Raw genomic sequence first — 18916 nt, 5'->3', positions numbered from 1 at the left:
GTCTTACTCCTTTGCGGATTGCATTTCCCGGCGCAACGCGGCGATGGTCCCGCCGATGTCGTCCGCGCCGACTATTTCGGTGACCAGGGCCACGCAGCGCGCGCCGCGGCGGACCACCTCAGCCACATTGTGTTCCTTGACGCCGCCGATGGCCACGAACGGAATGTCCAGGTTGGCCACCACAAATTCGAGATATTCGTACCCGACCGGGTCCACAACGTCGTCCTTGGTGAAGGTGCGGAAGATCGGCCCCACGCCGATGTAGTCCGCCCCGCTCTCCACGGCGGCCCGCGCCTGGGCCGGGCTGTGGGTGGACAGGCCGATGGCCATATTCCCGCCCACCAGCCGCCTGACGGCATGGACCGGAAAGTCCTCCTGGCCGATGTGCACGCCGTCCGCCCCGACCATCAGGGCCAGGTCGATGTCGTCGTTGACGATGAAGGCGGCCCCGGCCTCGCGGGTCATCCGGCGGATGGCCAGGCACTCCTCGTACTTGGCCCCGGTCTTCTTTTCCTTTTCGCGGTACTGGACCAGCTTGACGCCCGCGTCGAGCATGGCCCGGACCACCTCGACGTTGCTCCGCCCGTTCGAAAACTTCTCGGCGGTCAGGCAGTAGAGGTCGGTGTCCAGGATGTTCCGCCGCGTGATTTCGCGCCGCTGCATCAAGCGCCTCCTTCGTTGTCGATCCGGTTGAGGAAATGGCTCAGGACCACGTCCGCCTGCTTGGCCGCAGCCACGCCCACGCGGGGCGAAAGCGGCGGATGGCCCGCGTCGCACGGGGTCTCGCCGTCGCCGACCAGCCAGACGCCCTCGCGCACCCGGCGGGTGACCAGGGCGTCGGCGTCGCCCGCCCCGCCCATGCCCGAGGCCAGGACCAGGAGGACCTCGCCGGACCAGAAGGTTTCCGCCACCATGGCCTTGGCCGCCGGATCGTCCAGGGCCTCGACCACGGCGTCGCACCCGGCGAAGAGGTCGCGCAGGTTCTCCGGGGCCAGCCGGAGACGGTGGACCTCCACCTCGGCGTCGGGATTGACCTGGCGCAGGTTGGCGGCCAGGGCGTCCACCTTGGGCAGCCCCACCTGATCCAGCCGATAGGCCTGGCGGTTCAGGTTGGACGGTTCCACCACGTCGAAATCCGCAATGACGAACCGCCTGAATCCGCTGCGCACCAGGTGCATGGCGCAGTTGGAGCCCAGGCCGCCCGCCCCGGCGACGCCCACGGTCAGAGCCTGGAGCCGGGCGAGCCGCTCCGGGCCGAGGTGCTCGGCCATACCCCGCTCGGCCAGGTTCACGCAGCCCCCCGGTCGGCGAAGATGGGTTCCCAGTCCTTGAACACGGGCTGGTACCCGTGCTTGCGGAGCACGGCGCACATCTCGTCCACACTGCGGCCGTCGCTGATCTCGAACTGGCCCACGCTCTCCCCGTCGCCGTCGCTCTTCGCATGGCCGCCCACGGCCGTGGAGACCCCGGCGGACATGCGGGTCACGCCCAGGGGCAGAAGGTTCTCGCGAAAGGCCGGGGCCTCGCGCGTGGAGATGGTGATGCCCAGGCGCGGCCGGAAGATGCGCAGGGCCAGCAGCACCTGGACCAGATCGCGGTCCGAGACCACGGTGGCGGGCTGGTAGGCCCCGACATGGGGCCGCATGCGCGGCAGGGAGGTGGCGATGTCCGCCTCGGGGTGGCGCTCCATGAGCCAGGCGGCGTGCAGGCCGGTCAGGAAGGCGTCATGACGCCAGTCGGACAGGCCGAGGAGCGCCCCGATGTTGACCACGCGCATCCCCGCACGGCAGGCCCGCTCCGGGGCGTCCAGGCGGAAGCGGAAGTCGCTCTTGGGACCGCGCGGGTGCAGCGAGGGATAAAGCTTCTCGTCGTAGGTCTCCTGGAACATGGTCATGCCGTCCACGCCCTCGGCCGCCAGGGCGGCGTATTCCGCCTCCTCCATGGCGTAGATCTCGATGCACACCGAGGGGAAATGGCGGCGCAGGACGGCCACGCAGTCGCGCAGATAGTCCGGCCCGGCCTTGGCCCGGCAGTCGCCGGTGAGGATGAGCAGGTTCTTGAGCCCGGTGGCGGCGATGGCCCTGGCCTCGGCCTCCACCTGCTCCATGGTCAGTTGGCTGCGCGGGATGCGGTTGTTGGAGTTGAACCCGCAGTAGACGCAGTGGTTGGTGCAGAAATTGGAGAGGTAGAGAGGGGTGAACAGGTGGATGGTCCGGCCGAAATGCCGGAGGGTCAGGCCGCTCGCCTTGCGGGCCATGGTCTCCAGGTGCGGCGTGGCCGCCGGGCTGAGCATGGCCAGCAGGTCCAGCGGGCCGGGATTCGACGCGCCAAGGGCGCGCCGCACGTCGGTCTCGGTCATGGCCGCCAGGCGCTCGTCCAGGCCCGCGTTCATCCACTCCGTGCAGGTGGCGTAAAAGCTCATGCCGCCGTCCCCGCATCCAGGAACCCGGTCAGCGGCGAGGACGCCACGGCCATGCCCGCACGCGCGCCGGGGCCCGAGAGGAAAGCCTCGCGCCCGGCCCGGACCGCCCGGCCGAAGGCGCGGGCCATCATCGCCGGGTCGTCGGCCGTGGCGATGGCCGTGTTGACCAGGCAGGCGTCCGCGCCCATCTCCATGGCCTCGCAGGCCTCGCTCGGGCGGCCGATGCCCGCGTCGACAACGATGGGCAGGTCGATCTCCTCGATGAGGATGCGGACCATCTCGCGGGTCCTGATGCCCCGGTTGGTGCCGATGGGCGCGCCCAGCGGCATGACGGCGGCGGCCCCGGCGTCCACCAGGGAGCGGGCCACGTACAGGTCGGGGTTGATGTAGGGCAGGACCACGAACCCTTCGTTGGCCAGGATTTCCGTGGCTTTTGCGGTCTCGTAGCCGTCGGGCAGCAGATACCGGTTGTCCGAGATGACCTCGATCTTGATCCAGTCGCCGCAGCCCATGGCCCGGGCCAGCCGGGCGATGCGCACGGCCTCGTCCGCCGTCCGCGCGCCCGAGGTGTTGGGCAGGAGCCGCATGTGCCTGGGGATGAAGTCCATGACGTTGCCCGTGCCGGACTCCAGGTCCACCCGACGCAGGGCCACGGTGATGACCTGGGAGCCCGACGCCTCGCAGACGCCGGGGATGAGGGAGTCGTCACGGTACTTGCCCGTGCCGGTGAAGAGTCGGCTGGTCAGTTCCAGCCCGCCGATGGTCAAAATATCCTTGGTCATGATTTCCTCCGCCTACCCGCCGCCGACGAAGCGCAAAACTTCCAGGTGGTCGCCGTCGTTCAGGACGGTCTTCCCGAAATCCGCGCCCGGCACGATGGACCGGTTCAGTTCGGCCACCACCCCGTCGGCCGGAATGTCCCTGGCCTCCAGCAGTTCGAGCAGGGTCTGCCCGTCCCGCAGTTCGGTCTCCTTTCCGTTGACGACAACGATCATGGTCGGCTCCTTGCAAAAAAAAATGCGCTCGCCGGGACTGGCAAGCGCATACGACATGAAAAAACAGACGTTGTGCAGCTTCCCTACGGCAGTATTACCCGCATCAGGTTCAAAGGGTCGGGTTGAAAAAACCCATCTCAGCCCCGTAGGGCCCCCCTAGCTTTTTGCAACGTATGCCAATCACGCGCGCTTGTAAAGGAACGGTGACTGAATTTTATCCTCCATTATTTCAGCGGGATGAAGCTGCTCACCGGACGCCGCGTCCCATCGCCGCCGCCCCGCGTCCGGCTTTTTCCCCGGATGATTTGAAAACACTAAAGTTTTGCGCCCACCCTGCCGATATGTTTTCCGTGACCGAACTCTAAAGGGGGAGTAGCCTCATGTTCTCAACCTTGTATCAGGCCACCGGTTTCAAGCGCGCCATCCTCCTCTGCAAAGAGGGAAAATACAGCGAGGCGGAAGCGATCCTCAAAAGCCTCCAGGACGAGTTCCTGGCGGTTTGCGAAGAGAACGAGGCGCTCAAGGCGCAGTTGACCGAGGTGGCCAACGTGCTGGACCTGGCGGAAAAGGTCCAGTTCGACGGACAGAAGTACTGGCTGGTGGAGGAAAACGAGAAAAAGGGCCCGTTCTGCCAGGTCTGCTACGACCGCGACGGCCTGCTCGTCCACTTGCAGGAGCACGGCAAGCACTGGGAATGCCAGAACTGCCGGGGGCTGTACATGATGCCCCGAAACGAGGCGGAACAGCTCGCCGCAAAACGGGCGCACCCGCGCGGGAGCTCGAAAAAGACCATTCCCCTCTTCCTCGAACGCGAGATGGGATAGCAAAAAAAGCGCGGCCTTCCGGCCGCGCTTTTGCTTTTCCGCTTGCGCCTTCTACATGAACTCCGTCCCGAACAGCGTGGTCCGACGGACCCAGTATTCGATCAGCCGCGAGTCGTCGAACTGGATGACGGCGTAGGACAGGTCGCCGGTGTCCATGCCCGGCAGGTAGATGAGCACGGCCAGGTTCTTGCCGGCCCGGCGGCTGTCCTTCCACAGCGTGGTGGCGAAATCCTTGAGCGCGTCGCCCTTGGGCAGGACCTTGGTGGACAGGAAGACCTTGAGCGTGATCCAGGTCACCCCGTACTTCCGGGTTTCGGACTTCTCCAGCAGCCGATACCGGTAGCCATGGGCCGTCTGGTCGGGCGCGGGATCGGCCCGCTTGGCCCCGGCGAACCGGGAGCGGTCGATGACGATGGTCTTGCGCCCGGTCTCGGTCACCACGTCCGGGGCCTGGGGCTTTCCGGCGGACGCGGGGACCGGCGCGGGCGCGGGCTTGGCGGGTTCCGGGGCCCGCACCGGCTCCTTGGGCCCGGCAGCCGGTTCTGGCTCGGCCTTGGCAAGGGGCGCGGCGGGCGCGGTTGCGGCCTCGGGCAGGTCCGGAACCACCACCGGAGCGGGGGCCGGAGGCGGCGAAACCTTGCTCGACACCTGGCCCTGGCCGCTGCCCGCCTCCACCACCGGGGAGACCTTGGCCTGTTCCGTGGCCGGAGCCGGTTCGGGGGCCGGCCCCTTGGCGGGCTTGAAATACTTGGCGCTGGCGTAGCCGATGCCGTTCATGTCGGAGCGGATGGTGGCGTCGGGCCGGAAGACCAGGGTCCAGTCCCCGTCCGGGAAGTCGATCTTGACCACCTCGCCCGCCTTGAGCATGTCGAGCCGCCGCCCCTTGACGCTCGGTTTTTCGCGGATGTTCAGGTTGCGCGCCACGGAGACGTATTCGCCCCAGGGCTCGGGCTCGTAGCGCGTCCGCTTGTCCAGGAGGTATTTGGCGTTGGAGAAGCCCGCGGCGAAGCGCTCGTCGGCGCGGGTCTCGCCGGGCTCGAACACGGCCACCCAGCCGTCCTTTTCGAACCCGACGCGCACCTTCTGGCCGGGGTGGAGCGAGCCCACCCACTTGGCCTTGGGGGAGCGCGCGGAACGCAGGTTGAGGGGGCGGTCCGGATAGACGATCCGGCCGAAGGCCAGGGCCGATGTGGACGCAAGGAGCAGGCAGGCGACCGTCAGAAAGAGGATTTTCATGCGCATGGGATCACCTACAGCATGGCGTTGAGTTCTTGGATGACCCGGTCGGTGATGTCCATGGCGGGGGACACGTAGCCGATGATTTCGGGGTCGGTCAGGATCATGGTGAAGCCGCGCTCCTCGGCGACGCGCCGCAGGATGGAGTCGGCCCGGCGCATGATGAACTGGATAAGCCGCCGCTCCTCGCCCTGAATGTCCAGGTTGCTGTTCTGCACCAGCTCCTCGTAGTCGCGCGCATTGAGGCGCAGCTCCTTTTCCTTGAACTGCTGCTCGGACACCGAGAGCGTGCTCTTCTCCAGCTCGGCCTTGAGCCCGTCGATCTGCGAAAGCAGCTCGCCCACCCGCCGGTCCTTCTCCTTGCCGAGGCGCGCCAGGTCCTCCTGGGCGATGCGGCCGATCTTGGACTCGTTGATGATGCGCTGGGGATTGACGAACCCCACCCGGGACAACTGGTCGGCGGCCGCCGGGGCGCACAGCAGGAAAAACAGGCAGCCGGCCAACACGATCTTCAATGATTTCATACGAAAGACTCTCTTGATCTTACGAAGGGATACGGCACTGTAGCCGCAAACGGCGCGGCTTGTCGAGGCGGTTCACAAGGTGGACAGCGGGTCCAGGTCCAGGGAGAGGCGAACCTCGCCCGGCGCGGGGTTGGCCTGGGCCAGGTGGGCGTAGAGGGTGCGTAGCCGCCCCCAGTCCGCGCTCTTGAGCAGGCAGTTGAAGCGGCGGCGGCCCCGCAGCATGCTCAGGGGGGCCGGGGCCGGGCCCAAGGCGGTGACGCCCAGCTCGGCCGCCCGCGCCCGCAGGGTCTCGCCGATGCGGGCCACGGCGTCCGGGCCACCCGCGAACTTGGCCGGGTGGCTGATGCGCACCAGGGCCAGCTTGGAGAACGGCGGATAGCCGAAGAGCTTGCGCCGCCCGATCTCGCGCTCGAAAAAGCCCGCGTAGTCGCCGCTCAGGACCTCGTTCCAGATGGGATGGCTCGGGTTGCGCGTCTGGATGAGGACGCGGCCCGGCGTTTCGCCGCGCCCGGCCCGGCCCGCCACCTGGACCAGGAGCTGGAAGGTCCGCTCGCCGGACCGGTAGTCCGGCAGGTTGAGCCCGAGGTCGCCGTCGGCCACCACCACCAGGGTGACGCGCGGGAAATGGTGCCCCTTGGAGATCATCTGCGTGCCCACCAGGACCTGGGCCTCGCCCCGGCCGAAGGCGTCGAGAATCTCCTCCATGCGCTCCTGGCGGCGTGTGGCGTCGCGGTCCAGGCGGAGCACGCCAGCGCCCTCGGGCAGGGCCGCCTCCAGTCGCTCCTCCAACCGCTCGGTGCCCTCGCCCATGGGCACGAAGTTGCCGCCGCCGCACTTGGCGCAGAGCAGCGGATAGGGATAGGACAGCCCGCAGTAGTGGCAGACCACGCGCTCTCGCCCCTTGTGGTAGGTCATGCCGACCTCGCACTCCGGGCAGCGCACGGCCTCGCCGCAGTCCAGGCAGTACATGACCGGCGCGTAGCCCCGCCGGTTGAGCATGACGATGACCTGCTCCCCGGCCTTGACCGTCTCGGTGACGGCCGCCAGGGTCTCGGGCGCGAAAAAGTTGTCGCCGGTCAGCCCGGCGATGTCCACCAGCCGGACCTCGGGCAGTTCGCTGCCGCCCACGCGCTCGCGCAGCGTGGACACGGGGATGGCCCCGCTGCGCGCGGCCTGAAAGGTCTTGACGTCCGGCGTGGCCGAACCGAGGACAAGCAGTGCCCCGGCCTTCTCGGCCAGGAACCAGGCCACCTCCTTGGCGTGATAGGACAGCCGCTCCTCCTGCTTGAAGGACTCGTCGTGCTCCTCGTCCAGCACGATCATGCCGGGCCGGGTCACGGGCAGGAACAGCGAGGAGCGCGTGCCGACCACGATCACCGGCCTCTCCTCCCGCGCGATCTTCGCGAAGGTCGCCTCGCGCTTTCCGGGGCTCTGGTAGCCGTGGTAAAGCACTACCGTTTCGTCCGGGAAACGGGCCGCCGCCTCGCGATAGAGCGAGCAGGCCAGGGCCACCTCGGGCGCGAGGAGCATGACCGAGCGGCCGCGCGCCAGGCAGGTGCGGGCCATCTCCAAATACAGAAGGGTCTTGCCGCTGCCGGTCACCCCGTGGACCAGGTGCGGCCCTCCCCCGCCGTCCAGGGTGGCGGTCAGTTCGGCCAGCACGGTCCGCTGCTCGGGCGTGGGCTCCACCCCGAGCTCGGCCGGACCGGCGCAGGCCGGTTCCCGATCCACCTCGTCCACGGTGTCCGCCCCCACCCGGCCCAGGGTGACCAGCCCGGCCTTCTCCAACTGTATCAGGGTTTCGGCCACCCCGTCGCCCAGGGCGAAGCGGAGGGAAAAAAGACTGCGCGGCCCGTTGTCCAGCAGGTACTCCAGGAGGCGCAACTGCCGTTTGGCGTTGGGCCGCACGGGCCACGGCGGGTCCGAGGTCAGGGAGGCGAACCGCTCCTCGGCCTCGCGCCGCTGGCTGAGACGGACCCACATGCGCCCGGCGCGCCACAGCTCGCCCAGGACGTCCAGGTCCTCGGCGCACAGCTTGTTCAGCCCGGCGGGCTTGAGGGTCGTCGGCAGGTCGCGGGCCGCCATGTGCCGGTCCACCCGGAAGGTGACCGAGGCGGTGCGGAGCCCTCGCGGCAGGAGGATTTCGAGGATGCGGCCCACGCTGGTCATCTGCCTGGCCGCGAGGTTGGCCGCCAGGTCCAGGTATTCGGCCGAAAGCAGCGGCCGCCGCTCCAGCGGCCAGAGGATGGACTTGAGCGCCACCCCGTCCGGAGCGGCCTCGGCCGGGCCCATGACCACGCCCATGCGGTGGGAGCGGCCCAGCGGCACGATGACCCGCTGCCCCGGTTCGGGAGCGGGCACGTGCGAAGGGCGCTCGTAGGTCAGCGCCTGGTAGGGCGGACTGACGAGCGTGACCTGCCAGAGATCGGCCATGGCTGCCCTACTTGGCCGCCGGGTACCGGAACAGCCCGCGCAGCAGGGCGAAGGGCTCGGGCGGATCCAAGCACGGGGCCGGGTCGAGCGCGTCGCGGGCGTAAAGCTCCTCGCCGTCGGCCCGGTTGACCGCGATCCAGCGGACCGCAGCCTTGAGCGTCGCGCCGTCGCGGGTCACGGCGACCGCCTGGGGCAGGCCGAACCCGCCCAGGACGCGATAGTCGCCGTAGGCGATGGTGGTCAGGCCGCTGCCCGAGCCGTAGCGGATCAGCAACGGGGCCTGGGATTCGTTGTCCAGAAACACGGCGGGCTTGTCGCCCGTCCCCGTGGTGTCCACCCCGAAGAGGTAGCACGGCGAATCTTCGCAGAACCCGTACCCGGCCGTGGCGTTGTCCACGCCCCAGGACTTCCAGGTCTGCACCGGGGCGGGCGTCATCCAGACGAAGAGCGGCGACAGGGGGAACTCCCCTGCCGTGCACCGGGCCAAGACGTTGCCGAGGTAGCCCACGGCCACGGCCTTGCCCGCCTCGGATTTCCACTCCTGGCGCCACTTGCCGCGCGCATACCAGAGGTGCGCGGTCACGCCGGGATAGCCGGGAAAGGACATCTCCGCCTCCCAGGAGGAAAGCGGGCCGTAGCTGGAGTGGACGGCCTGCGCCAGCTCGCCGTCGTCGGGCGTGAAGGCGAGGCCGGGAGCGGCCAGGATCAGGCACAAGGCCAGGGCCGCCCCCCATCGAATCAACTGGAACAAGGCATGAGCTCCTGAAGCCTGCGCACGAGTTCGTCTCGCAACTCCTCGTCCTGCAAGGCAAAATAGATGTTTGCGGTAAGATATTCCACCCAGTCGCCCGCGTCGAAACGCTGGCCGCCCAGCTTGACCGCGATAAGCTTGTCGCGGTCCGCCAACCCCTGCAAGGCGTCGGTGAGCTGAATCTCGCCGCCCACGCCGGGCTTCTGGCTCTGGAGGATATCGAAAATCTCCGGCAGCAGCACGTAGCGGCCGATGATGGCCAGGTTGGAGGGGGCCTCGGCGGCCGAGGGCTTCTCCACCAGGCTGGTGACGCGGTAGGTCCGGTCGGCCTGCCTGGTCCCGGCGATGACACCGTACTTGCTGACCTTCTCGTCCGGGACCTCGATGACGCCGACCACGGCCTTGCCCGTCTCCTCCGAGGCGCGGATCAGCTCGCCGATGCCCGTGCCCCGGCCGAAGAGCAGGTCGTCGCCGAGCATGACGGCGAACGGCTCGTTCTTGCAGACCTCGCGCGCGGTGAGCACGGCGTGGCCCAGGCCGAGCTGTTCCTTCTGGCGCACGGCGATGACGTTGACCAGGTTGGCCACCCGCCTGACCTCCTCCAGGAGCTGGGTCTTGGCCGCGCGGGCCAGGAGCTGCTCCAGCAGGAAGTTGCGGTCGAAATGGTCCTCGATGATGGTCTTGTTCTGGTTGGTGACAAAGACCACGTCGGTCAGTCCCGCGTCAATGCCCTCCTCCACGATGTACTGGACGATGGGCTTGCGGAAGATGGGCAGCATCTCCTTGGGCACGTTCTTGGTGGCGGGCAGGGAGCGGGTGCCCCAGCCGGCCACGGGAATGACAGCCTTCTTGATCTCCATGCCTTTCCTCCCGTGAGTTGAGCTTCAGGCCCGTCGCCCACGCCGCGCCAGGTCAGGATTCCGGCTCGCGGCGCAGGCCATTTGCAACCGTGGCCTAACGCAGAAATTTCTCGCAGGTCTCGACCAGATCCTCGGTGCAACACTCCACCAGGCTCAGGTCCGGCCCCTCGACCATGACCCGGCACACCGACTCCGTGCCCGAATAGCGCAGCAGCACGCGGCCCTTGCCGGTGAGGGCGGACTCCGCCCGGCTCACCGCCTCCCGCACCTCGGGCACGTCGTCGAACGGCACCTTGCGTTCCACGCGCACGTTCTTGAGCACCTGGGGGAACGGCTCCAGCAGCCCGGCCAGTTCCGAGAGCGGCTTTTCCTTCTCGCACATGATGCGCAGGAGTTGCAGCGCGGCCAGGAGGCCGTCGCCCGTGGTGGAATGCTCCATGAAGATGAGGTGGCCCGACTGCTCGCCGCCCAGGACCGCGCCCTCGCGGCGCATGGCCTCCACCACGTAGCGGTCGCCCACCACGGTGCGCAGGAGCCGCCCGCCATGCTCGCGCATGAACAGCTCGAGCGCCATGTTGCTCATGACCGTGGCCACCAGCAGGTTGCCAGGCAGCCGGTCCTTTTCCATAAGCTCCAGGGCGCACAGGGCCATGATCTGGTCGCCGTCCAGGATGCGGCCGTTCTCGTCGCAGACGATGAGCCGGTCCGCGTCGCCGTCCAGGGCGATGCCCATGTCGGCCCCCTGCTCCTTGACGATATGGGAGATGACCTCCGGATGGAGCGAGCCGCAGTATTCGTTGATGTTCAGGCCGTCCGGGTCCACGCCGACCTTGATGACCTTGGCCCCCAGCTCCTCCAGGACGTACGGGGCCACGCCGTAGGCCGCGCCGTTGGCGCAGTCGAGCACGATCTTCAAACCGTCCAGGGTGAGCTTCGGCGAAAAGCTGTTCTTCAGGTAGACGATGTAGCGGCCGCGCGCGTCGTTGATGCGGTGTGCCCGGCCGATCTTCTCGGGCGCGGGATAGTTCCACTCGGTGTCCTGGTTAAGGACCAGGGCGCTGATCTCGTCCTCCACCTCGTCCGGGAGCTTGAAGCCGTCGCGGTCGAAGAACTTGATGCCGTTGTCCATGAACGGGTTGTGGCTGGCGGAGATGACCACGCCCAGGTCCGCCCGCATGTTGCGGGTCAGAAACGAGATGGCCGGGGTGGGCATGGGCCCCACCAGGAATACATCCATGCCGTTGGCGCACAGCCCGGAGGTGAGCGCGGTCTCGAACACGTAGCCGGAGAGCCGGGTGTCCTTGCCGATGACCACGCGGTGGCGGCCGGAACCGTTGCGGAAATACTGACCGGCGGCCAGGCCCAGCCTGAGCGCGATTTCGGGGGTCATGGGGAAGACGTTGCCCTGCCCGCGCAGGCCGTCGGTGCCGAAAAGCCTCTGCTTCATGAACAAAACTCCAAAAAACCGCCGGATGCGGCCTATTTCTTCTTCAGGACGGTTGTGATGGTCTCGGGGTTCTTCTTCACGATGCGGCAGCCTTCCGGCAGGACCGCGTCGTAGTCGAGCTCGACGGTGCCGGGAGCGAGGTGGCTCCCGAAGACGAGCTTCACGCCCATGTCGTTGCGATATTCGTTGTTGCGGAACAGGGAGACCGGGCCCTCGATGAGCAGCCGGACGTAATCCTGGGACGCCGTGGCCGTATAGCCTTCCAGCGCGGGCACTTCAAGGGGCATCTTGACCCATATCTCGCGGGTCTTGGGACCGAAGAACGCCTCCACCCGCACCTGCCCGGGCGCGGCCTCGATCTCGTCCGGCACGCCCACGGCCACATCCAGGGCGAAGCTCTTGGGCACGTCGTCGGGGAAATCCTCCTTGAGCACGGCCTGGGCCTGGGTGATCTTGCTGATCCGCGTCTCGGGCCCGCGCAGGTCCACGGTGTCGGGCGAGGCCACCACGTCGAGAAGCTTGTAGTCGGGATTGAGCTTGCCCGACCAGGCCGGGGTCAGGGGCACGGTCTTGGAGGTGCGGCGGTCGACGAAGAGCTTGAGCCGGTTGGGCTTGACCTCGATGATCTCGTAGGTGGGCGGCAGCGGCAGCTTGTCGGCGTCGATGTCCACCACCTGCTGGCCCAGGCGGAGGTGGCTCACGTCCAGGGAATAGGAGATCTGCTGGTTGGTCAGGTTGCCCACCAGCCCCTTGGGGCCGCGCAGCCGGACCTGGATCTTGTCCACCAGCCCGTCCTCGATGATCATGCCCTCGGGAGGGTTGGTCATGACCACGGGCATGTCCACCCAGGTCTCCACCACTTCCCTGCCGGTGACCAGGAACCAGGTGAAGACGGCCATGGCCACGGCCAGGAGTATGGTCTGCCAGTTCTTCGCCATGTCAGCGCCCCAGGGCGTTGCGCAGCACGCGGCGCAAGCGGGTTTCGTCCAGACTGGTGGTCAGCCTGCCGTTCATGGCCACGGACACCTCGCCGCGCTCCTCGGAGACGACCACGGTGATGGCGTCCGAGCCCTCGGAGATGCCGAGCGCCGCCCGGTGCCGGGTGCCGTACATGGGCTGGCCGCGCAACTTGCTGGAGAGCGGCAGGATGCAGGCCGCGGCCACCAGCCGGTCGCGCCGGACGATGACCGCGCCGTCGTGCAGCGGCGTGTCGGTGAAGAAGATGGTCTCCAGGAGCTCCTTGTTGACCTTGGCGTCCAGGATGATGCCGCGCTCGATGATGTCGCCGAGCGGCATGTTCTTCTCGATGACGATGATGGCCCCGGTGTGGGAGGCGGACATGTCCATGACCGCCCGGACCATCTGGTCCAGAGTGTCGTCCCGCACCTGGGACTTGTTCCAGAACCGTTTGGTGCCGACGCTGGCCAGTCCCTTTCGGATGTCGTTCTTGAACAGGATGACCACCACCAGGAAGATGGAGGTCAGGAACTCGCCCAGCAGGGCGTTCAGGGTATACAGGTTGAACAGGCTGGAGAGATAGTAGATGACCACGACCACCACCATCCCGTAGAGCACGGCCGCGGCGCGGGTCCCCCGGACCAGGACGATGATGTTGTAGTAAATGACGGCGACCAGCCCGATGTCGAGCAGCACCCGCCAGGTGACCTGTATGCCGAAAAGTTCGAACATGCCTTTATCTTACGCTATTTCCTGAACAATGGTCAATGTCTGCCGCGTAAGTTTCACATCATGGACGCGATGAATGAACGCGCCCCTGGCCGCTGTCAGCGCCGTGCCGATCTGGGTGGCGTTGCCGCGCTCGCTCACGGCCAGTCCGAGGAGCCCCTGCCAGACCGTCTTGTTGGAGAGCCCCATGTACACGGGCAGCCCCAGGGAACGGAACCTCTCAATGCCCCGGAGAATCTCCAGGTTGTGCTTCAGGAGCTTGCCAAACCCCACGCCGGGGTCCAGGACGATGCGGTCCTCGGGCAATCCCGCCTTGATGAGCACAGTAATCCTTTCTTCGAAAAAAGCCATGATTTCCCCGACCACGTCGCCGTAGCACGGGGCATTCTGCATCTCCTCCGGCCGTCCCAGGCTGTGCATGAGCACATAGCCCGGCTTGTACTGGGCCACCACGTCCAGCAGCTCCGGCTCGAAGGCGAAGGCCGAGACGTCGTTGACGATGTCGGCCCCGGCCTCCAGGGCGGCGGCCGCCACTCCGGCCTTGTAGGTGTCCACGGACAGGGCGCAGCCGGTGGCCGCCCCGGCCAGTTCGCGGATGACCGGCACGACCCGGGCCAGCTCCTCGGCCTCGGACACGGGCGGGGCATAGGGCCGCGTGGACTCGCCGCCCACGTCCAGGATGTCCGCCCCCTGCGCGGCCAGGGCGAGGGCGTGGGCCGTCCCGCTTTCGCGGTCGGGATGCGCGCCGCCGTCGAAGAAGGAGTCCGGGGTCACGTTGACGATCCCGGCAATAAGGAAGGGGGCGGGTCCAAGGACCCTCCCCCCTTTCACTGTCCAAACGGATTTTTCCATGGATGCCGTACTACTGGATTTTGGAGTTGCCGTCGTCCCCGGAGCCGTCCCGGCCGCCGGAGTCGTCCTTTTCTTCCGAACCCCGGCCGTCGTCCTCTTCGAGGATGAAGTCGTCATCCCCCCTGGCCTCGCTCTTGGGCGTGTAGCCCGGTCCGGCGGGGCGTCCCTCGGCCGTGTAGCCCGTGGGCGCGGCCGGGGCGGTTTCCTGGCCGGAGGACGGCGCGGAGGAGCCGGGCTTGCCGCCGTTGCCGGACGGCATGGGCGGCAGTTCCTTGCCCTCCATGAGCAGGGTGATGTCGTCACCGGTGATGGTCTCGCGGTCCAGCAGGGCCTGGGCGATGGCTTCGAGCGCGTCCAGATTGTCCTTGAGCAGCGCGGTGGCCTGCTCGTAGGCCTCCTCCACGAACCGGCGCACCTCGGCGTCGATGAGCTTGGCCGTCTCTTCGCCGAAGTCGCGGTTATGGATGAGTTCCTTGCCCAGGAAGACCTGCTCCTGGTTGTCGCCGAAGCTCATGGGCCCGAGCTTGTCGCTCATGCCCCACATGCAGACCATGTTGCGGGCGGTCTTGGTGGCGCGCTCGATGTCGTTGCTGGCCCCGGTGGTGAGCTGGTTCAGCACGAGCTCCTCGGCGCAGCGCCCACCCATGAGCACGGCCATGTTGTTGAGCAGATAATCCTTGGAATAGTTGTGCCGGTCCTCGCCGGGAAGCTGCATGGTCACGCCCAGGGCGCGGCCGCGCGGGATGATGGAGACCTTGTGCACCGGGTCGGTGCCGGGCAGGAGCTTGGCCACCAGGGCGTGTCCCGCCTCGTGGTAGGCAGTGGTCTTCTTCTCGTCGTCGGAGAGGATGAGGCTGCGCCGCTCGCGGCCGCCCATCATCAGTTTGTCCTTGGCTTCCTCGAAGTCGGACATGTCCACCTGGTCCTTGCCCGCCTTGGCGGCCTGGAGCGCGGCCTCGTTGACCAGGTTCTCCAGGTCGGCGCCCGAGAATCCGGGCGTGCCGCGCGCGAGGGTTTCCATGTCAACCTCGGCGGCCAGCGGGGTCTTGCGGCTGTGCACCTTGAGGATGCGCTCGCGGCCGCGCAGGTCGGGAACGGGCACCACCACCTGGCGGTCGAAGCGGCCGGGCCGGAGCAGGGCCGGGTCGAGCACGTCGGGCCGGTTGGTGGCCGCCACCAGGATGACGCCCTCGTTGGACTCGAAACCGTCCATCTCCACCAGGAGCTGGTTCAGGGTCTGCTCGCGCTCGTCATGCCCGCCGCCCAGGCCCGCGCCGCGCTGGCGGCCCACGGCGTCGATCTCGTCGATGAAGATCAGGCAGGGCGCGTTCTTCTTGCCCTGGGCGAAGAGATCGCGCACGCGGGAAGCGCCCACGCCCACGAACATCTCCACGAAGTCCGAACCGGAAATGGTGTAGAACGGCACCCCGGCCTCGCCGGCCACGGCTCGGGCCAGCAGGGTCTTGCCGGTGCCGGGGCTGCCCACCAGGAGCACGCCCTTGGGGATGCGGCCGCCCAGCCGGGTGAACTTGCGCGGCTCGCGCAGGAAGTCCACGACCTCGGAGAGCTCCTCCTTGGCCTCGTCCACGCCCGCCACGTCGTCAAAGGTGACCTTGGCGGTCTCCTCGCTGATGAGGCGCGCCTTGGACCGGCCGAAGCTCATGGCTCCGCGCCCGCCGCTGCCGCCGCCCTGCATCTGGCGCATGAAGAAAATCCACACGCCGATGAGCAGGAGCATGGGGAACCAGGACAGGAGCAGGGTCATGTACCACGGCGACTCGTCCGGCGGCTCGGCCTTGACCTCCACGCCCTTCTTGATGAGCGTGTCGATGAGCTTGGGATCGTCCGGGGCGTAGACCTGGAAGCGCTCGCCCGAGCTCTTCACGCCGGTGATCCTCTGTCCCTGGATCTTCACCTGGGCCACGCCGCCGCTGTCCACCATGGACAGGAACTGGCTGTAGGACGGCTGGTCCTGCGGCATGGGGGGTTGGTTGAAAAGATTGAAGAGAACGACCATCAGGATGAAGATGATCGCCCAGATCACAAGATTTTTCATATGGTTGTTCAAAGAATAGTCCTCCGGGCGTCCGGGCTGTGGACCCGGATTCCCTCTTGAAGGCGCCGCGCGACGGGAATGGCGGCGGATGAATTTTCAACCCGTCCGATATGCTAACCTAATGCGCTTCCGCGAAAAATCAAGTCATGCACGGCAAAAAACAGCCGATGCCTCGCCAAACCGGCTCACGCCTCGCGAACAGAGGCCAGCCAGCCCTTGAGTTCGGCGATCTGGCCGTCCACGGAATCGGGCCCGGTGCCGCCGGCGGAAGTCCGCCGCCGGACGCACGCCTCGTAGTCGAGAACGGCGTAGACATCCTCGCCGATGCCGGCGGAGAACCGCCGCAGTTCCTCCAGGCTCAAATCCTCCAGGCCGACGCCCCTGCCCTCGGCAAAGGCCACGGCCGCGCCGGTGATGTGGTGCGCCTCGCGGAAGGGAACGCCCTTGGCGGCCAGGTAGTCGGCCAGCTCGGTGGCGTTGAGGAACCCGCGCCGCACCGTGGCCAGCATCTTCTCCGGCACGAAGGTCAGCTCGGAGAGAAGCCCGGCCATGATGCCCAGCGAGGCGCAGACCGTCCGGTCCGCGTCGAAGAAGGGCTCCTTGTCCTCCTGGAGGTCGCGGTTGTAGGTCATGGGCAGTCCCTTGAGCAGGACCAGGAGCGACATCAGGTCGCCGACCACGCGGCCGGTCTTGCCGCGCATCAGCTCGCAGGAGTCCGGGTTCTTCTTCTGGGGCATGATGGAGGAGCCGGTGGAATAGTGGTCCGGCAGCTTCACATAGCCGAAATTGGGGTTGGCCCAAATGATGATCTCCTCGCACATCCGCGAGAGGTGGGTCATGACCAGGCTGCCCGCGAAGACCGCCTCCAGCACGAAGTCGCGGTCGGACACGGCGTCCATGGAGTTGGCGAAAATCCTCTCCACGCCCAGGTCGTCGGCCACGGCGCGGGGGCTCACCGGATGGGTGGTCCCGGCCAGGGCGGCGGCCCCGAGCGGCATGACGCGCACCCGCTTCATGCAGTCGGCCACGCGCTCGTAGTCGCGCCGGAACATCTGGCAGTAGGCCAGGAGATGGTGGGCGAGGCTGACGGGCTGGGCGGGCTGGAAATGGGTGCAGCCCGGCAGCAGGGTTTCCCGCTGCCCGTCCGCCCGGTCCACGTAGATCTCGACGAGGGCGGCCAGGCGCGCCTGCCAGTCGGCCAGCCGGGCGGCGACGTGCAGCCGGAAGTCCAGGGCCACCTGGTCGTTGCGGCTGCGCGCGGTGTGCAGCTTGCCGCCGATGGGGCCGACCAGCTCGGTGAGCCGGGACTCGATGTTCATGTGCACGTCTTCCAGCTCGACCTTCCAGACGAACTCGCCCGCCTCGATCTCGGCCCTGACCTTGTCCAGGCCGTCGCAAAGCGTGCGGGCCTCCCCGTCGGTGAGGAAGCCCTGCTTCGCCAGCATGCGCGCATGGGCCTGGGAGCCCCGGATGTCCTCGGCGTAAAGGGCCCGGTCAAAGGACACGGACTCGGAATACGCCTCCATGGACGCGGCGGTTCCTTCTGCGAACCGCCCGCCCCACATCTTCTTCTCGGCCATCTTCAGCTACTCGTTGGTTTCGCTTTCCTTGCCGCCCCACTTGGACTGCTGCATGCGGCCCTTGAGCCTCAGGCCCACCAGCTTGATGAAGCCGGCGGCGTCGGCCTGGTCGTACACGTAGTCCTCCTCGAAGGTGGCAAGCTCGGGGTTGTACAGGGAGAACGGCGACTTGCGGCCCAGCGGCACGGCGTTGCCCTTGTACAGCTTGAGGCGCACGGTGCCGGTGATCTTCTCCTGGGACTTGTCGATCATGGCCTGGAGCGCCTCCCGCTCCGGGGAGAACCAGTACCCGTTGTACACCATTTCGGCGTAGCGGGGAATGAGGCTGTCGCGCAGGTGCATCATCTCGCGGTCCATGCACAGCCCTTCCAGGTCGCGGTGGGCGGCGGCCAGGATGGTCCCGCCGGGGGTCTCGTACATGCCGCGGGACTTCATGCCCACGAAACGGTTCTCGACCATGTCGATACGTCCGACGCCGTGCTTGCCGCCCAGCTCGTTGAGCTTGGCCAGCAGCGCGGCCGGGGAATACTTGACGGAGTTGACGGCGATGGGATCGCCCGCCTCGAAGTCGATGGTGATCTCCTCGGCCTCGTCCGGGGCCTGCTCCAGCGGGACGATGGTGCGGTGGCAGTCGGGGCCGGGGGCGTTCCACGGGTCCTCCAGCTCGCCGCCCTCAAAGGAGGTGTGCAGCAGGTTGGCGTCGATGGACCAGGGCTTCTTGCGGCTCACCGGGACCGGGATGCCGTTCTCCTGGGCGAAATTGATCAGGTCGGTGCGGGACTTGAGGTTCCACTCGCGCCAGGGGGCGATGGTGGTGAGGCGCGGGTTGAGGGCCATGGTGGCCAGCTCGAACCGGACCTGGTCATTGCCCTTGCCGGTCGCGCCGTGGGCCACGGCCTGGGCCCCTTCCATCTCGGCGATCTCGACCATGCGCTTGGAGATCAGCGGCCGGGCGATGGACGTGCCGAGCAGGTAGCGCCCCTCGTACAGGGCGTTGGCCCGAAACATGGGGAAGACATAGTCGCGCACGAACTCCTCGCGCAGGTCCTCCACGTAGGCCTTGGAAGCGCCGGTCTTGAGGGCCTTGTCCTCGATGCCGTCCATCTCCTCGCCCTGGCCGAGGTCGGCCGTCATGGTGATGACCTCGCAATCGTAGTTGAGCTTGAGCCACTTGAGAATGATGGACGTGTCCAGACCGCCGGAATAGGCGAGAACGACTTTTTCTATCTTGCTCATCTGATTAATTCCTC

At 67.3% G+C, this 18916-nt stretch carries 18 protein-coding genes and 1 riboswitch; of the genes, 1 reads left to right on the top strand and 17 read right to left on the bottom strand.

What is annotated here, in order from left to right:
• Positions 1 to 3 precede the first annotated feature (3 nt).
• The 5 genes from thiE to thiS are packed head-to-tail and all read right to left on the bottom strand — an operon-like array spanning position 4 to position 3417.
• Positions 4 to 663 carry a thiamine phosphate synthase gene (gene thiE / locus PHP91_RS05210; RefSeq protein WP_300137875.1) on the bottom strand — a complete coding sequence of 220 codons (660 nt, stop codon included), beginning with the start codon at positions 661 to 663 and terminating at the stop codon, positions 4 to 6.
• Complete coding sequence (gene thiF, locus PHP91_RS05205; protein ID WP_300137872.1) at positions 663 to 1292, bottom strand: sulfur carrier protein ThiS adenylyltransferase ThiF; 630 nt, start codon at positions 1290 to 1292, stop codon at positions 663 to 665. Before thiF ends, thiE begins: the two co-directional genes overlap by 1 nt.
• On the bottom strand, positions 1289 to 2422 hold the full coding sequence (gene thiH / locus PHP91_RS05200) for a 2-iminoacetate synthase ThiH (RefSeq protein ID WP_300137870.1): 1134 nt from the start codon (positions 2420 to 2422) through the stop codon (positions 1289 to 1291). The genes thiF and thiH overlap by 4 nt, the downstream gene beginning before the upstream one ends.
• On the bottom strand, positions 2419 to 3204 hold the full coding sequence (locus PHP91_RS05195) for a thiazole synthase (protein ID WP_300137867.1): 786 nt from the start codon (positions 3202 to 3204) through the stop codon (positions 2419 to 2421). Before PHP91_RS05195 ends, thiH begins: the two co-directional genes overlap by 4 nt.
• Before the next feature lie 12 nt (positions 3205 to 3216).
• Positions 3217 to 3417: a sulfur carrier protein ThiS gene (thiS, locus tag PHP91_RS05190; protein ID WP_300137864.1), complete on the bottom strand. Its 201-nt coding sequence runs from the start codon at positions 3415 to 3417 to the stop codon at positions 3217 to 3219.
• A gap of 63 nt (positions 3418 to 3480) precedes the next feature.
• A riboswitch (TPP riboswitch) is annotated at positions 3481 to 3585 on the bottom strand.
• 212 nt (positions 3586 to 3797) lie between these two features.
• Here thiS and PHP91_RS05185 point away from each other — a divergent pair.
• Positions 3798 to 4241, top strand: a complete 444-nt coding sequence (locus PHP91_RS05185; RefSeq protein WP_300137861.1) for a hypothetical protein — start codon at positions 3798 to 3800, stop codon at positions 4239 to 4241.
• Positions 4242 to 4292: 51 nt separating this feature from the next.
• On the opposite strand, the gene PHP91_RS05180 is transcribed toward PHP91_RS05185, so the two are convergent.
• From PHP91_RS05180 to PHP91_RS05125, 12 genes are all read right to left on the bottom strand, one after another.
• Positions 4293 to 5483 (bottom strand): SH3 domain-containing protein, encoded by a 1191-nt coding sequence (locus PHP91_RS05180; RefSeq protein WP_300137857.1) that lies wholly within the window; start codon positions 5481 to 5483, stop codon positions 4293 to 4295.
• Between the two features lie 8 nt (positions 5484 to 5491).
• Positions 5492 to 6001 carry an OmpH family outer membrane protein gene (locus PHP91_RS05175; protein ID WP_300137854.1) on the bottom strand — a complete coding sequence of 170 codons (510 nt, stop codon included), beginning with the start codon at positions 5999 to 6001 and terminating at the stop codon, positions 5492 to 5494.
• Positions 6002 to 6073: 72 nt separating this feature from the next.
• Entirely contained in the window at positions 6074 to 8434 is a 2361-nt protein-coding gene (gene priA, locus PHP91_RS05170) for a primosomal protein N' (RefSeq protein ID WP_300137851.1), read from the bottom strand.
• 7 nt (positions 8435 to 8441) lie between these two features.
• Complete coding sequence (locus tag PHP91_RS05165; RefSeq protein WP_300137848.1) at positions 8442 to 9185, bottom strand: hypothetical protein; 744 nt, start codon at positions 9183 to 9185, stop codon at positions 8442 to 8444.
• Positions 9173 to 10045, bottom strand: a complete 873-nt coding sequence (gene galU, locus PHP91_RS05160; protein WP_300137845.1) for a UTP--glucose-1-phosphate uridylyltransferase GalU — start codon at positions 10043 to 10045, stop codon at positions 9173 to 9175. Before galU ends, PHP91_RS05165 begins: the two co-directional genes overlap by 13 nt.
• A gap of 94 nt (positions 10046 to 10139) precedes the next feature.
• The gene (gene glmM, locus PHP91_RS05155) at positions 10140 to 11492 is read right to left on the bottom strand and encodes a phosphoglucosamine mutase (RefSeq protein ID WP_300137842.1); all 1353 of its coding nucleotides are present in this window, start codon (positions 11490 to 11492) and stop codon (positions 10140 to 10142) included.
• Between the two features lie 32 nt (positions 11493 to 11524).
• Positions 11525 to 12430, bottom strand: a complete 906-nt coding sequence (locus PHP91_RS05150; RefSeq protein WP_300137839.1) for a CdaR family protein — start codon at positions 12428 to 12430, stop codon at positions 11525 to 11527.
• Position 12431: 1 nt separating this feature from the next.
• A complete protein-coding gene (cdaA, locus tag PHP91_RS05145; RefSeq protein WP_300137836.1) occupies positions 12432 to 13181 on the bottom strand; it encodes a diadenylate cyclase CdaA in 750 nt (249 codons plus the stop codon).
• 9 nt (positions 13182 to 13190) lie between these two features.
• Entirely contained in the window at positions 13191 to 14030 is an 840-nt protein-coding gene (gene folP, locus PHP91_RS05140) for a dihydropteroate synthase (protein ID WP_300137833.1), read from the bottom strand.
• A 10-nt stretch (positions 14031 to 14040) separates the two neighbouring features.
• Positions 14041 to 16098 carry an ATP-dependent zinc metalloprotease FtsH gene (gene ftsH, locus PHP91_RS05135; RefSeq protein ID WP_300137830.1) on the bottom strand — a complete coding sequence of 686 codons (2058 nt, stop codon included), beginning with the start codon at positions 16096 to 16098 and terminating at the stop codon, positions 14041 to 14043.
• 173 nt (positions 16099 to 16271) lie between these two features.
• Positions 16272 to 17666: an argininosuccinate lyase gene (gene argH / locus PHP91_RS05130; RefSeq protein ID WP_300137827.1), complete on the bottom strand. Its 1395-nt coding sequence runs from the start codon at positions 17664 to 17666 to the stop codon at positions 16272 to 16274.
• A gap of 6 nt (positions 17667 to 17672) precedes the next feature.
• Entirely contained in the window at positions 17673 to 18902 is a 1230-nt protein-coding gene (locus tag PHP91_RS05125; RefSeq protein ID WP_300137824.1) for an argininosuccinate synthase, read from the bottom strand.
• Positions 18903 to 18916 lie beyond the last annotated feature (14 nt).

Source organism: Pseudodesulfovibrio sp. (genome assembly GCF_028692895.1).
Classification (GTDB): domain Bacteria; phylum Desulfobacterota; class Desulfovibrionia; order Desulfovibrionales; family Desulfovibrionaceae; genus Pseudodesulfovibrio.
The sequence above is the reverse complement of the archived record's forward strand: the minus strand, read 5'-3'. Positions and strand labels throughout refer to the sequence as shown.